The following is a 14,057-nucleotide window of genomic DNA, read 5'->3' as shown; positions in this document are numbered from 1 at the left end:
GAATTGGCAGAAGAAAGGGACAACGCAGTGAGTGATAACTCACTTTTAGATCCAGAATGTAGACAGAACGAATAGTTCGACATCTTATTTTTACCTTATACAAGCAATTGAACGTAGCTGGTCCGGTCCGTGGGGTCATTCACTGCTGGCGAGCATGTTGCTTGGCCTGCTCCATGTGACGGCTTGTATGGGTAAGGGTCCTGAACAACTAAACCCTAATTCCCGCTTAAACGGGACGCAAGTATAGCCAACAAAAAGAGATATTCATCACATTTATTTACGCAAACGTTCAAGCGTTCAAAATTTAGGCAAAAGCACTCTTTTATCGTCATACCATTAATAAAAGTAAGGAAATAAGGATAGGCGTTGATGGTAAAAAACATAAAAGTGACCAATAAATATGCAATCAAACTCGAAAGAGCCAAAATTCGTCATTTTGCTCTCGCCAACAGGTGGATTTTGGTTATAATTCGCGTTGCTTCTTTCGAGGCCTCTGAGTATTCAGAGCATCATGATGCCGAGATGGTGAAATTGGTAGACACGCTAGCATGAGGTGCTAGTGCCTTTGGTGTGAGGGTTCGAGTCCCTCTCTCGGCACCATTATCCTTCTTCCCTAATTTTGTTCGAGTGTAATGCAAAGTTCTAAGCAGGCAAGACAGTCTACAGATGCTAATCAACTTCTGAGTGAGCTTGCGGTTCACGCTTTATTACACCTGCACTTTAAAATTCACGCATCCTCGCATGGCCTCTCCCTTAAAGAACGTAATGACTTACTTCAGAAATGGCTGAAACCAAAACTGAAGAGTAATCGCTATAAGCTGATTAAAAAGCCGTTAAAATCTTTGACTCAGCAGGCAAAAGGTGAGAACGGAAATCTGGAAGCATTACTCGAGCGCTGCGTCGGTGCAGACAAATCCAGCAACCCTCAACCCGATCTAGATAGCTACTTGCTGCTGATCAACGAGATTGAGAAGAAACTGGGGACTACCGTGTTATTATCTCGACCGGAAGACGTCGACTTATCTCACGACCAACACGGCTGTTTGCTGTGTGTGCTTTCTGAGAACTTAAATCAGCACTTCGATGATAATAACGCCCTAATCGCTCCTATTTCGATGCTGTTCCGCGGAGCAATGAGTCAACGTTCACTTTTCCTTGGCAGCATTTACGCCAGTGGTACCTTCAATTATGAAGTGCAGTATCAAGACGACCAGTTCGTTCGCATCACATTAGAGTTAGCGTAACTGTAACGCTAAGAAATAAACGAATCGAAAAAGGCTGCGAAACTCGCGGCCTTTTGCTTATCTAGATTTAAACTTGAGTTAATCGATCTCTTTAAATCGAGCAGTAAAGTGGCGCAGCACTGGTGGCTCGTACACGAAAGTGAGCCCTTTTAACTCATATGCACGATTTTTCAGTTCGATAATCGCATCCGCAATGTAATCCATATGATCGTTTGTGTAGACACGACGTGGAATAGTCAAACGCATCAACTCAAGCTCTGACGCTTTTTGTTTACCCGTTTCCGGATCTCGACCAAGCAGCAACGATCCTATCTCTACTGCTCGAATACCCGCTTCCAAGTACAAAGCATTACACAATACCTGCGCAGGAAACTGATCCGCTGGAATATGTGGCAAAATCTTAGCGGCATCCACAAACACCGCATGACCACCCGTTGGGTATTGAATCGGAATACCGCCTTCACGTAAGCGCTCACCTAAGTATTGAACTTGGCTAATTCTATAGTGAAGAAAATCCTCATCCGCGGCTTCATACAAACCGCGAGCGAGCGCTTCCATATCACGCCCAGCCATGCCGCCGTATGTCACAAATCCTTCCATGGGTACGCAGCGCGTCTGCACCGCCTGGAACAACTCCTTATGATCACGAATACAACACATGCCACCAATGTTTACCATCGGGTCTTTCTTAGCTGACATGGTGAGCATATCACCGTACTGGTACATCTCACGGATGATTTCCAGAATCGATTTATTCTCGTAACCCGCTTCACGCTGCTTGATAAAGTAAGCGTTCTCACAGTAACGAGCCGAGTCAATCACCACTGGAATATCGTACTTGGTTGCAATCTCGTACACACTGCGCATGTTTTCCATCGACACAGGCTGACCACCGGAGCTATTACAAGTAATCGTGGTGATAATTGCACAGATGTTATGCGAACCGTGCGCTTCAATTGTTGCCACCAGCTTATCGATATCAAAATTGCCCTTCCAATCATAAGGCGTAGTGGTGTCGAATGCTTCTTCCGTTACCACGTTAATCGCTTTACCGCCATTGAGTTCAATGTGACCCGCTGTGGTATCAAAATGGTAGTTCGAGATAAATACTGGCGTTTCGCCACCACGCACCTGACGCATACGCTCAATCAAAGCGGGGAACAAAATTTGCTCGGCACCACGCCCTTGGTGTGCAGGCACGGTGAGCTTATAACCGAAGAAGTACTCCACTGCATCACACAGGTTGTAGTAATTTCGACTCCCCGCATAGGATTCATCCCCCATCATGATGCCAGCCCACTGATTATCACTCATGGCACCAGTGCCTGAGTCAGTCAGCAAATCGATATAAACATCATCACTACGAAGAAGAAATGGATTATAGCCCGCTTCTTTTAACGCGACTTCACGGTCTGCCAAAGTCGTCATTTTGATTGGCTCAACCATTTTGATACGGAAAGGTTCTGGAATACGTTTCATTGTTAATTTCCTTATACGCATTGCCCTACGCAGTTTCACGTAAGACTAAAAAACAAATAGATAGAATGCTTTTCAATGCGATTGCATTGAGGAAATCAACGAGAAGAGATTTTACTAAGAAGAGACAAGCAGTAGTCTAGGTTATACCAGAACGACAGCACCAAACGGCTATCGAGAATATCCTTTATTCTCATCGTCTTCGTCCTCCTGATAAAAATAAAAAGTCAGAAACCCCATGTCTCTGACCTTTTCAATATAGTGCAGTTTTCAATCAATTTTCAGTGAGGTCACCCTCATTTTAAGAAGGTCTCGCCCTTTTCATTCTGCGTTTGATATTACTTTCTTTGACTAGGTAATCGAAAAGTGGCGCGAATAAGTTAGCAAATAGAATCGCTAACATGATGCCTTCTGGATAAGCCGGGTTCAGCACTCGGATAAAAATCGTCATCACGCCGATTAATAGTCCGTATGCCCATTTCCCGTTATTGGTAAAAGCTGCCGAGACAGGGTCTGTCGCCATAAAGAAGGTACCAAACGCAACCCCACCAATCACGAAGTGCCAGTAGAACGGCATGGAGAACATGGGGTTAGAGTCTGAACCGATCGCATTCAATAGTAATGAAGCTCCGATTAAACCGACCAACACGCCCGCAACAATTCTCCACGATGCAATCTTCATAAAGATGAGAACCAAGCCTGTTAGTGCGATCAACAACGTGGAGACTTCACCCATCGAGCCTGGTAAATTACCAACAAAAGCATCTCCCCATGAAATTGTTTGTCCTGTCATATTATTTATCAAAGCACTTTGCCCGCCTTCATACCATTGACTAAGTGGAGTAGCGCCAGAGTAACCATCAGCCGCGACCCACACAGCACCACCGGACATGTTGGCAGGATAGGCAAAGTATAAGAACGCTCGCCCTGCTAAAGCTGGATTTAGGAAGTTTCGTCCAGTACCACCGAAAATCTCCTTCGCCACAACAATACCGAAAGTGATACCTAAAGCCGCTTGCCATAGTGGAATTGTCGGGGGAAGGATCAGCGCAAAGAGTATAGAGCTGACAAAAAAACCTTCATTTACCTCATGCTTTCGCACAATAGCAAACAGAACTTCCCAGAAACCACCAACGATAAACACCGTCGCATAAACCGGGAGAAAGTAAGTAGCACCAAGCCACATTTTACTTCCCCACCCCGCTTGTGAAACCGCATCTAACGAGCCCCATACCCAACTCAGTTGCCATGAAGAAACAAGCGCTTGCTGAGCTGAGGCTTGATCCATTCCATACAACAAGGCATCACTCGCTTGCTGGCCTATGTTGTACATACCCCAGAACATGGCAGGGAAGACCGCCAGCCACACCATGATCATAATACGTTTTAAATCGATGCTATCTCGAACGTGAGTCATGCCCTGGTTTACCTTACCAGGCGTGTAAAAAATGGTTTCGACAGCTTCGAAAAGTGGGTAGAACTTGTGATACTTCCCACCTGGACCAAACTTAGGTGTCGCTTTCTCAAAGTAATGTTTAAGGCTCATAACGCTCCTCCTTTATCTAAAAGATGGTACGCACATGTGTAAAAAGCGATCGTTTTTTAATCTCTTCGTCTTCCTTCTTCGTATTTCACCTTGTTCGCCACTCTTCTGTCTCCTCTTTAAATCCGGCGAACAGTTTATCCAACGAAAAAGGGACCGCTCATGGACACACTCGCCATTGACCTAGCTAGATTCCAATTTGCCTTTACTGTCTCTTTCCACATTATTTTTCCAGCTTTTACGATTGGTTTGGCAAGTTATCTCGCTGTATTAGAGGGCTTGTACTTAAAAACGGGCAACAAACAGTACATGCAAATCTATAAGTACTGGATCAAAATCTTTGCCATCAGTTTTGGTATGGGTGTGGTGAGTGGCATCGTGTTGAGCTATCAATTCGGTACTAACTGGAGCGTGTTTGCCGACAAAACAGGCCCAATCCTGGGCCCGCTAATGGGTTATGAAGTTTTTACTGCATTTTTCCTCGAAGCGGGGTTTTTAGGCGTGATGCTTTTCGGTATGGATAAGGTGGGTAAGAAGCTTCACTTCGCCGCGACTTGTATTGTTGCATTCGGGACGTTTTTGTCTGCGTTTTGGATACTTTCGGTTAATAGTTGGATGCAAACACCAGCGGGCTACAGTATCAACGAAGCCGGACAGTTTATCCCAGAAGACTGGTGGGCGATTGTCTTCAACCCTTCCTTCCCTTACCGGCTCGTTCATATGTTGCTCGCCGCTTACCTTACTACTGCCTTTGTTGTAGCCGGCGTTGCCGCTTATCACTTACTAAAAGCAAACCATAACCCTCTAGCCAGAATTATGTTCTCGATGGCAATGTGGATGGCTGCCATCGTGACACCAATTCAAATCGTTGCTGGAGACATGCATGGTTTAAACACCCTTGAACATCAACCCGCCAAAGTCGCCGCGATGGAAGGGCACTATGAGTCTCACCAAGGCGCGCCATTGATCCTCTTCGGTATCCCTAACGATGAAGAAAAACGCATGGAATACGCACTGGAAATCCCCAAACTCGGTAGTTTGATTTTAACTCATGACCTCAACGGTGAAGTGAAGGGATTAGATGCTTTTCCAGAGGAGGAACACCCTCCTGTATCTATCGTTTTCTGGTCTTTCCGAGTCATGGTCGCACTTGGTTTTGGCATGCTTGTTATTGGTTTGTGGAGCCTTTGGCTAAGAAAACGTCGCAAACTTTTTGATTCGAGGGCACTTCAACGTATTTGTGTGCTGTTTGCCCCAGCGGGGTTCATTGCAGTTTTAGCAGGCTGGATAACTACCGAAGTCGGTCGACAGCCTTACACCGTATACGGTCTTTTAACCACAGCCAATTCGGCATCGCCTATTGATGCCGCCGCGGTGAGCGTCTCCCTGACGGCGTTCATCGTGGTTTACTTTGTGGTTTTTGGAGCTGGCTTCTTCTATCTCCTACGTTTGATGCGTAAGTCTCCAACTCGATATGAAGAAGGTCTAGATAGCCGACTTCCTGATGGCACGAAAACTGATGCCATCACACATTCTAACCATCTAACCTAGGAGCTAACTCATGGATTACGCATTAATTTGGTACGCTTTGATTGGGCTCGCCGTTCTGATTTATGTCGTGTTAGATGGCTTTGATCTCGGTATTGGTATCCTATTTCTCAGCGCTAATGACGATGAAGAGCGCGACATGATGATGAACAGCATCGCTCCTGTTTGGGATGGGAATGAAACTTGGCTAGTTCTTGGTGGTGGTGGGCTTTTTGCCGTGTTCCCCCTCGCCTACGCGGTCATTATGCCAGCACTCTATGCTCCTCTGATTTTAATGCTGCTCGGGTTAATTCTGCGTGGGGTTTCTTTTGAATATCGCTTCCGAACACAACGCGGAAAGTTTTTATGGGATAGCGCTTTTTTCATTGGTTCACTCACCGCGGCATTGATGCAAGGCATTATGCTCGGAACCCTGCTCCAAGGTATAGAGGTTAGTGAACGAGCATACGCAGGTGGATGGTTTGATTGGCTTTCGCCATTTAGCGTATTTTGTGGCTTGGCGCTTGTTTGTGCTTATATCCTGCTCGGTTCATGCTGGTTATTAATCAAGCTTCCAGAAGAGCTGATGGGGCGCTATTACGTGGTCGCGCGACGATGGGGACTAGCGATGGTAGCCTGTATATTTATCGCCAGTTTGTGGCTGCCATTGAGCCAAAATATCGTCTTTGAACGTTGGTTCTCATTACCAAACTCACTACTGTTTTTCATATTACCAATTATTGCAGCGGCACTCATTTGGCAGCTATTCAAAGCCTTACTCGACCACAAAGCCGTCCGAGCCTACGTTCTTGCGATCGGCCTGTTTCTTGTGTCCGCGATGGGTTTCGGTGTCAGTACATTCCCTTACTTGGTCCCATTCGCACTCACTTATCAAGACGTCGCCGCGCCAGACAAAAGTTTGGCATTTTTACTTGCCGGCGCGGTGGTATTACTTCCTCTGATCATAGCCTACACGGCTTATTCGTACTGGGTTTTCCGCGGCAAGATGAAACGTGGAGAAGGATATCACTGATGAAACTAAAACCCATTTTGTGGTTCATTGGCATTTGGCTGGTAAGCGTGGTCGCCTTGTTTATCATCAGTTCGTTGATACGAACTGCGATATTGTAGGCCCAGAGTCTACTGCACCACATCTGAAGCCATTGAGGTCTATACTCAAGCAAGAGTAAAACAACGGAGTGTTTTTATGACCTTAAAGCGGTTTCTGGTAACTTTGATTCCTTTGACGGTTCCACTGTTTTCACCAAATGCATTGGCCGTAGACAAGCAGATGTCATCCGCCATTAAAAGTAAAATGCGGTCTATTTGCTCCGCAACAGACGAGCAGGGCCGTTGGCGACTTGCCGAAGCAACTCCTGACGCCAGACGTTCACTTAACATGGTGCTTTATCAAATGAATGCCGATGATAAATTGAAAGCAATTCATGAGGTGAGAACGAAAATGGTCGGCGGCACCCATTATGCGTTTGAGTTCGAGTTGCAAGATGGTCAAGTCTGGAATGCAATTGTATTGCACAGTGCCCGAGGCGATTACATGATAGAAAGACACGCCAAGAAAGGTGAACTCTGCCCTAAAGATGGCAACTCCTAATTCCCAGATTCAAATACAATAAAGGCGACAGTTACGTCGCCTTTGTTTTATACCGTTTTCGCCTCTATCTTTTCATTCACTTTATCGCAAATGTACTCTCCAATAGGCATTGCAGATGTCGCTGCAGGAGAGGGGGCGTTGCAAACGTGTAAGCTTCTTGCGCTCTCGGCAAACAAGAAGTCATGAACCAAGGTTCCGTCGGATAACACTGCTTGCGCACGAATACCCGCAGGATATGGTTTGAGATCTTCTACCTTGATGCTTGGGCAATATTTGTTGACCAACTTGAGGTAGCCCGGCTTCCACCACGAGTTCTTAAACTCACCCAGTCCGGTTTTTAGATGCTTTTGTGTCACCTTCCAAAAGCCGGAGAAACTGAGCATTTGCATGGTATCTTGCAAGCTGAAGTTAACCTTGTCGTACCCTTCTCGCTTTCAGCCTTGCACCGCATTTGGACCAACGGTCACACTGCCATCAATCATGCGAGTCAGGTGGACACCTAAGAATGGCAAATCAGGGTCGGGAATTGGATAAATAAGATGATTCACCACTTGGTCGTGTTTGCTATCTAAGCGGTAGTATTCACCACGATAAGGGATGATCTGAAAGTCAGTTGGAATACCCATCATCTTAGTCATGCGATCCGCCATCAAGCCGCTGCAAGTAACCAAGAACTTGGTATTAAGCTGCATCGTTTGACCGTCTGAAATGCAGGTCAGTTGGACTTCTTCGTCCTTCTCTTCGGCAGCCACCACTTTGGTTCTCAGGCTGATTTGACCACCGAGCGTTTTGAACTCTTCCGCCATCTGCTCAGTGACCAAACGATAATCGACAATACTGGTGGTTTTGACATAAATCGCGCCCAAGCCTGTGATGTTTGGCTCAGCCAGCTTGAGTTGAACTTCATCGAGTAGCTTTACGTCGATGCCGTTGACATGGCAGCGCTCATAGAGGGCATTCATGCGTTCGACTTCTTGCTCATTGGTCGCAACCAGTAACTTGCCACAGTTCTCCACCGGAATATCGTGCTGAGCACAGAACGAAATGGTTCGCTCTACCCCACGCTTACAAAAATCGGCTTTTAGGCTGCCCGGTGCGTAGTACACTCCAGCATGAATCACGCCGCTATTGTGTCCGGTTTGGTGCTTCGCAAAACCGGACTCTTTCTCAACCAATAAAATGGATTTGTCTGGGTGGCGTTGCTGCAGTTGCCATGCTGTCGACACACCAACGATACCGCCACCAACAATGATGTAGTCATAGACTGATTTCATACGACCTCTTATAAAACCGATAGTTGAGATTGTTGCAATTTGAACTTGCGACCACTGTAAATGAACACCGCGACAAATACCGCGCAGCTTGCCACACGAACCAACATTGGGATGTCGTGCCAAACCAGCAATGTACCCACCACTACCAACAAGAGACGAGTCAGAATGTTTAGAGGACCTTCCAAGTAGCCTTCAATCGCACCAATCAATGCATAGGTTCCGATGATGGCGAAGAAGCCCACGGCAATTACCGACGTTACATCCCAACTTACTAAGCCTGTGTAAGCAATCAGCAGCGGTACAAGATACAAACCTTTAGCGATTTTCCATGCCATCAAACCGGTACGCATTGGCGGTGTTTTAGCGATGGTTGCCGCAGCAAAGGCGGTCAAACACACTGGAGGCGTTACGTTGCTGTCTTGCGATAACCAGAAGATGATGAGGTGAGCAGCCAGCAATGCCAAGCCTACCGCTTCCATACCCAAACTTTGCTCTAGTAGGGTTTCCATAAAGTCTGCGGGTACTAACGCCACCATTTCTTTCGCGGTTTCCAACGCCATTGGTGTATTAAGCAGTTCCAACTTTTCTGGCGCTGCCAACATAAAGATGGCTTTTGCTTGTTCAGGCAATTGACCCGATACCATCAATTCAAGCAATTGGTTTTCCGCAATCAACTTGTAAAGCGCAGGGGCAGACAGTGTACCCAATACAATATACGCCGCTGTCACAGGTAAACCCATACCCAAAACAAGAGAAGCGAGCGCAATCAGAACGATCATGATGAACAAGTCACCATTCGCCCAACCGTCGATCATCAATGAGAAGGTGTTGCCGATGCCCGTTGTGCTGATCACGTTGATCACCAAACCAATACCCACCAGCAATACGGCGGTTGTCGCCATGTTTTTCGCACCTTGTGAAAGTGCTTCGATGATCGCTTTTGGTCCCATCTTGTGATCTTTTGAGAACCAAGAAGCCACCACCACAGAAATGATCGACAAGCCAGCAGCGTAAGTTGGCGTAAAGCCTTGAACCAACAAAGTAACCAATACCGCCAGCGGGATAAGGTTGTGCCAACCGCTGATCAGCACTTTCAGTAGAGATTCATCGCTGGTCGTGATTTTTTGAACGCCGCTGCGTTTGGCTTCGATACGCACAAAGAACGCCACAGACAAGAAATAGATAAGAGCAGGAATGAAAGAAACGGCAATAATATCAACATAAGGAATTTGCGTGTAAGACGCCATTATGAAAGCACCCGCTCCCATCACAGGTGGCATCAACTGACCACCTGTCGACGCCGCAGCTTCAACGCCCGCCGCGAAGCGCGAAGGGAAACCTGCTTTTTGCATTAAAGGAATACTGATAACACCAGTTGAAACCGTATTTGCCACACTAGATCCAGATACTGAGCCCATCAATCCCGAGCCAATCACTGCGATAAAACCGGGACCACCAATGATTTTGCCAGCCGCAGCACGTGCCACATTGATGATGTAATCACCGACACCAGAGCGAACAAGAAACGCACCGAACAGAATGAACATGAATACGAAAGTCCAACTGATGCGTGAGATAGAGCCAAACATGCCCTCAGAAGAATAGAAGCTGCGGTAGAGCAAGGTTTCCATGCTCAAACCCGGGAAGTGGAAAATACCTGTCGCCCACTTACCCCAAAGCACAACGTAGCTTAAACACACCACAATCAACACTGGAATAAACCAGCCCATGGTGCGTCGAATCAGTTCGATAACAATCAAAATTGCCATGATGGCGAAGACCCAATCGCTGGTCACGAACTTCACACCGCGTTCATATAGCGCATCTTCGGCATAGGGAATGTAGAGCAAACACGCGACCGCGCCCATGGCAATCAACACATCGATGCCGAGTGCAATCTTACTCTGCTTGAGAGAGATATGAGCCGGATACCAAAGCGCACAAATCACCGCAAAGCCAGCAAAGTGGGTCGCGGAAATCCATAACTCTGGTAACGTCGATAAGGTATTAAACCAAATGTGCAAAGCAGACAACACCACGCCAAACACTGTGATTGTGGTGGTTACCCACGGAAAATCAGTGCGCGTGGGCAGCTCAAACTTCTGCAATTCCTTTTCTATTGAGTCGCTCATCTCATACTCCAAGCTCTGGCGGCTTTTTCCATCTTAGAAATCGGTAGGGATAAAATGCCCCGAGCCGAAACTCGGGGCGAAGTTGGCGTTATTTCGCCATCAGGTCTGATGGGATTTCGATGCCCATTTCTTTGTAGTAACGCACCGCACCTGGGTGAAGAGGCACTGGCAAGCCAGCGATCGCTTTCTCAATCGCCATTGCTTTTGTTGCTTTGTGGATGCCTTGTAGGAAAGGCAGGTTCTCGTAGATCGCTTTGGTTAGCTGGTAAACGTCTTCTTCCGAGATATCTTCACGAACTGCCAAGAAGTTAGGCTGTGCAATGGTGGTGATCGGCTTATCTAGACCCGGGTACGTGTTCGCTGGGATCTCGTACTTCGTCCATAGGTTGTAATTGCCGTTCGCCTCTTTGATTTGTTCGTCAGTAAACGAAAGAATCGAAATGTCTTTACCCAACGCAGCAAAAGCTTGAGTGACCGCACCAACAGGTACACCCGCAGGCGTGTTCATGCCGTCAATGGTGCCGTTTTGAAGTGCGCTCGCACTGCCGCCGTAACCCATGTAAGCAAGATTGAATTTATCAGGGTCGACCTTCAGACCTTTCATGATTTGGCGACCAGAGTTCTCAGTTCCTGAGTTCTTCTTACCGATAGAGAACTTCTTGCCATCTAGGTTGTTCAGATCAGTCACTGTGCCCGTTTTTGCTAGGTCAGAGCGAACAATAAAGTGCTCAACGTTTTGCCAAAGCATAGAGACTGAGCGCAGTTGTTCTTGGCGACCGCTCTTCTCATAAGGACCTTCACCAGACCAAGCCCACGCACCGTAAAGACCTTGTAGAATCGCGAACTGTGCTTCGTTTTCATTCAGCAGTTTAACGTTTTCACCAGAGCCCGCAGAGCTGATTGCAGAAAGGGAGAAGTGGTGCTTTGGTGCCAACTTCACTTTGCTTAACGTCGCCAACGCTACGCCCACAGGGTAGTAAGTACCACCTGTCGATGCCGTTGCAAGAATATAGCTACGATCTTCTGCCGCAGCGTTAGCAGCAATACCAAAAGAAGTCACAGCGACAGCCAAAGCTTTTACCAGCTTATTCATTTTCATTATTACTCTCCGTGTAGTCGTTTCACGATTGGGGATTTACATCATGTTAAACCTTTATTAACAACACATTCCCTAGAGCAATTGAAATGCCAACTTTTAACCCTTTGTATTTATTGAACTAAGAGCTGAAAGACATCAAAAATGAGCAAAATCATGCTGATTTGATAGCAAAGTAATGAGCAAGATCTTGCTCATTGAAGAGGAGAAGGTTGCACGCCTAGATCGCAAAAGGTTAATAAAATGTGATCAAGACAAAATAAATGCACGATTCACTAATAAGCAATATTTTGCCGATGCAATTTTGGATTGAATTGCAACTAATGAGCGTCTTAACAATAAGAAGAAAAAGCGCATCATTCTAAACTGCTCAATTTATCAGCTGAGGTTTATAGCCTAAACGACTACAAATAGCACAAAAATACAGCAAAGAAAGCCATGTTACAAAAATGAAAAGTCATTTATTCTAATTTTTAATTTAAAAAGCAGCTCGATCCACCAGTTCAGAAATAAACATTGACCGTATCAACTTATTTTCTACTTCGGGGTTGTGCCAATGGCCCTATGTTCGTTAGTGTAACAACACGCCAAGGCAAACGTATTCCTTGGTATTTTTTCGTCTTTAAGGATCACCCATGTCAGCAACTGCGCAATTACAATTCGCTTTAAAACGCCCATCTGGCGTTGCTGCTGCGATCCTCCTGCTCTCTCTGAAACTGATTCAGAGCTGACAGGCTATATCTAAACTTTCTGTCAGCTTGAGAAGAAGCTGACGGGAACACCACATACTCCTCCCATTCCTTTCAGTTTCTTCCAAGCGAAACATAAGAGGAATAACAATGTTAAGCGCACGCAATATCGCCGCTTTGGGCTTCATGACTTTCGCCATGTACTTAGGCGCGGGTAACCTGATCTTCCCTCCATTTTTGGGTTACCAAGCAGGTGAAAACTTTCTGAGCGGGATGTCTGGCTTCCTCTTGACGGGTGTAGGTCTGCCTGCGATGGCACTGGTGATGGTGGCTATCGTAAACGGTTCAGACAAATTAACCGCTGCCCTACCTAAACCTTTGGCGACCAGTTTTTGGGTGATGGTGTTTATCGTGATTGGCCCTGCGTTCGTGATCCCACGTGCAATTACCGTGGCTTACCAATTTAGCTTTGCGCCAATGTTTGGTGATGCAGCTTTGGTGCCTTTCACTATTGCCTTCTGTGCTATCACCATTCTATTTGCCCTATATCCGGGTAAATTGGTCGACAACCTAGGCAAGATCTTAACGCCTGCCTTGATGGCAATCTTGATCATCATGTCTGTGACGGCTTTGGTTTCTCCTGCAGGTGAGCTAACTGCCGCAACGGGACCATACCTATCTGGTGCATTTGCTGAAGGCTTAACCCAAGGTTACATGACCATGGATGCATTAGGTTCTATCGGTTTTGGTTGGATTATCTTCCGCGCGATTCGCAGCATGGGTGTGGATTGCCCGAAAGCCACCGCAAAATACACGCTAATCGCAGCTTTGATGTACGCGGTTGCCATGGCGTTTGTTTACATCTCATTGGCTTACATTGGCTCGACAAGCTCATACTTGGGTTCTGAGTTCAGCAATGGTGGCGACATTTTAACGGCATTCACCTTCAGCCACTTCGGCGCGTTTGGTTCACTACTACTAGGTGCCGTGATGGTATTGGCGTGTTTGACTACTGCTATCGGCGTAACCACCGCAGGCAGTGAGTTCTACGACAACACTTTCAGCAAAGTGAACTACAAAGGCTGCGTTATCACGACCATGGTATTGGCTGGTTTGATCGCCAACGTAGGTCTAGAGCAACTATTGGCTATCACATTGCCAGCGGTTGTGGCGCTTCACCCAGTCGCGATTGCGTTGATGATCATGGCACCAGTGCGCAACAAGATGTCGCAAATCATGGTGGTAGCAACCGCATTCACTGCTCTAACGTTTGGTTGTGTTGATGCGCTGCACATCCTAGGTTACATGCCAAGTTCCACTGATGAGTGGATGGGTAATTACATGCCTCTGTACAATGACTTTGCTAGCTGGATTGTGCCTAGCGTATTTATGATGATTGTTGGTCTGCTGTTTACGACGAAAACCAACCAAACCGAACAATTCGAGCTGGTGAATGAATAGCCG

At 46.5% G+C, this 14,057-nt stretch carries 10 protein-coding genes, 1 tRNA gene and 1 pseudogene; 7 read left to right on the top strand and 5 right to left on the bottom strand.

Translation table 11 applies throughout. From position 1 onward, the window contains the following. Positions 1 to 369: 369 nt before the first annotated feature. The 3 genes from R7Q39_RS09380 (at position 370) to R7Q39_RS09370 (ending at position 1,244) form a co-directional block, all read left to right on the top strand. On the top strand, positions 370 to 552 hold the full coding sequence (locus tag R7Q39_RS09380) for a hypothetical protein (RefSeq protein WP_021035910.1): 183 nt from the start codon (positions 370 to 372) through the stop codon (positions 550 to 552). After that, positions 517 to 600 (top strand) — tRNA-Leu (locus R7Q39_RS09375). The genes R7Q39_RS09380 and R7Q39_RS09375 overlap by 36 nt, the downstream gene beginning before the upstream one ends. Before the next feature lie 32 nt (positions 601 to 632). Next, positions 633 to 1,244, top strand: a complete 612-nt coding sequence (locus R7Q39_RS09370) for a DUF2913 family protein (protein ID WP_318076016.1) — start codon at positions 633 to 635, stop codon at positions 1,242 to 1,244. A gap of 78 nt (positions 1,245 to 1,322) precedes the next feature. On the opposite strand, the gene R7Q39_RS09365 is transcribed toward R7Q39_RS09370, so the two are convergent. Continuing rightward, a complete protein-coding gene (locus R7Q39_RS09365; RefSeq protein WP_005374168.1) occupies positions 1,323 to 2,723 on the bottom strand; it encodes a tryptophanase in 1,401 nt (466 codons plus the stop codon). Between the two features lie 298 nt (positions 2,724 to 3,021). Next, on the bottom strand, positions 3,022 to 4,266 hold the full coding sequence (locus R7Q39_RS09360) for an NADH:ubiquinone reductase (Na(+)-transporting) subunit B (protein ID WP_005374169.1): 1,245 nt from the start codon (positions 4,264 to 4,266) through the stop codon (positions 3,022 to 3,024). 159 nt (positions 4,267 to 4,425) lie between these two features. On the opposite strand from R7Q39_RS09360, the gene R7Q39_RS09355 reads away from it, so the two are divergent. The 3 genes from R7Q39_RS09355 to R7Q39_RS09345 all read left to right on the top strand — a co-directional run bounded on the left by R7Q39_RS09355 (position 4,426) and on the right by R7Q39_RS09345 (position 7,402). After that, a complete protein-coding gene (locus R7Q39_RS09355; protein WP_005374170.1) occupies positions 4,426 to 5,814 on the top strand; it encodes a cytochrome ubiquinol oxidase subunit I in 1,389 nt (462 codons plus the stop codon). A gap of 10 nt (positions 5,815 to 5,824) precedes the next feature. Next, on the top strand, positions 5,825 to 6,823 hold the full coding sequence (gene cydB, locus R7Q39_RS09350; protein ID WP_005374173.1) for a cytochrome d ubiquinol oxidase subunit II: 999 nt from the start codon (positions 5,825 to 5,827) through the stop codon (positions 6,821 to 6,823). 174 nt (positions 6,824 to 6,997) lie between these two features. Continuing rightward, positions 6,998 to 7,402, top strand: a complete 405-nt coding sequence (locus R7Q39_RS09345) for a hypothetical protein (protein WP_017635518.1) — start codon at positions 6,998 to 7,000, stop codon at positions 7,400 to 7,402. Positions 7,403 to 7,449: 47 nt separating this feature from the next. Here R7Q39_RS09345 and lhgO read toward each other — a convergent pair. The 3 genes and pseudogenes from lhgO to R7Q39_RS09330 all read right to left on the bottom strand — a co-directional run bounded on the left by lhgO (position 7,450) and on the right by R7Q39_RS09330 (position 11,907). Further along, a pseudogene (lhgO, locus tag R7Q39_RS09340) lies at positions 7,450 to 8,676 on the bottom strand (L-2-hydroxyglutarate oxidase). 8 nt (positions 8,677 to 8,684) lie between these two features. Beyond that, entirely contained in the window at positions 8,685 to 10,808 is a 2,124-nt protein-coding gene (locus R7Q39_RS09335; RefSeq protein ID WP_225491657.1) for a TRAP transporter permease, read from the bottom strand. Positions 10,809 to 10,896: 88 nt separating this feature from the next. Further along, entirely contained in the window at positions 10,897 to 11,907 is a 1,011-nt protein-coding gene (locus R7Q39_RS09330; RefSeq protein ID WP_017635521.1) for a TAXI family TRAP transporter solute-binding subunit, read from the bottom strand. An 836-nt stretch (positions 11,908 to 12,743) separates the two neighbouring features. Here R7Q39_RS09330 and brnQ point away from each other — a divergent pair. After that, on the top strand, positions 12,744 to 14,054 hold the full coding sequence (gene brnQ / locus R7Q39_RS09325; protein ID WP_005374201.1) for a branched-chain amino acid transport system II carrier protein: 1,311 nt from the start codon (positions 12,744 to 12,746) through the stop codon (positions 14,052 to 14,054). The last annotated feature ends 3 nt before the right edge of the window (positions 14,055 to 14,057 follow it).

Origin of the sequence: Vibrio sp. 947 (assembly GCF_033339115.1) — a bacterium.
In the GTDB taxonomy this organism is placed as follows: Bacteria; Pseudomonadota; Gammaproteobacteria; order Enterobacterales; family Vibrionaceae; genus Vibrio; species Vibrio alginolyticus.
Note: the sequence above shows the minus strand (reverse complement) of the source record. Positions and strands in the feature narration are given on the sequence as shown.

Coding starts and splice junctions, on each gene's coding strand:
- R7Q39_RS09380 (WP_021035910.1), top strand. CDS start 370: ATGGTAAAAAACATAAAAGTGACCAATAAATATGCAATCAAACTCGAA.
- R7Q39_RS09370 (WP_318076016.1), top strand. CDS start 633: ATGCAAAGTTCTAAGCAGGCAAGACAGTCTACAGATGCTAATCAACTT.
- R7Q39_RS09365 (WP_005374168.1), bottom strand. CDS start 2,723: ATGAAACGTATTCCAGAACCTTTCCGTATCAAAATGGTTGAGCCAATC.
- R7Q39_RS09360 (WP_005374169.1), bottom strand. CDS start 4,266: ATGAGCCTTAAACATTACTTTGAGAAAGCGACACCTAAGTTTGGTCCA.
- R7Q39_RS09355 (WP_005374170.1), top strand. CDS start 4,426: ATGGACACACTCGCCATTGACCTAGCTAGATTCCAATTTGCCTTTACT.
- cydB (WP_005374173.1), top strand. CDS start 5,825: ATGGATTACGCATTAATTTGGTACGCTTTGATTGGGCTCGCCGTTCTG.
- R7Q39_RS09345 (WP_017635518.1), top strand. CDS start 6,998: ATGACCTTAAAGCGGTTTCTGGTAACTTTGATTCCTTTGACGGTTCCA.
- R7Q39_RS09335 (WP_225491657.1), bottom strand. CDS start 10,808: ATGAGCGACTCAATAGAAAAGGAATTGCAGAAGTTTGAGCTGCCCACG.
- R7Q39_RS09330 (WP_017635521.1), bottom strand. CDS start 11,907: ATGAAAATGAATAAGCTGGTAAAAGCTTTGGCTGTCGCTGTGACTTCT.
- brnQ (WP_005374201.1), top strand. CDS start 12,744: ATGTTAAGCGCACGCAATATCGCCGCTTTGGGCTTCATGACTTTCGCC.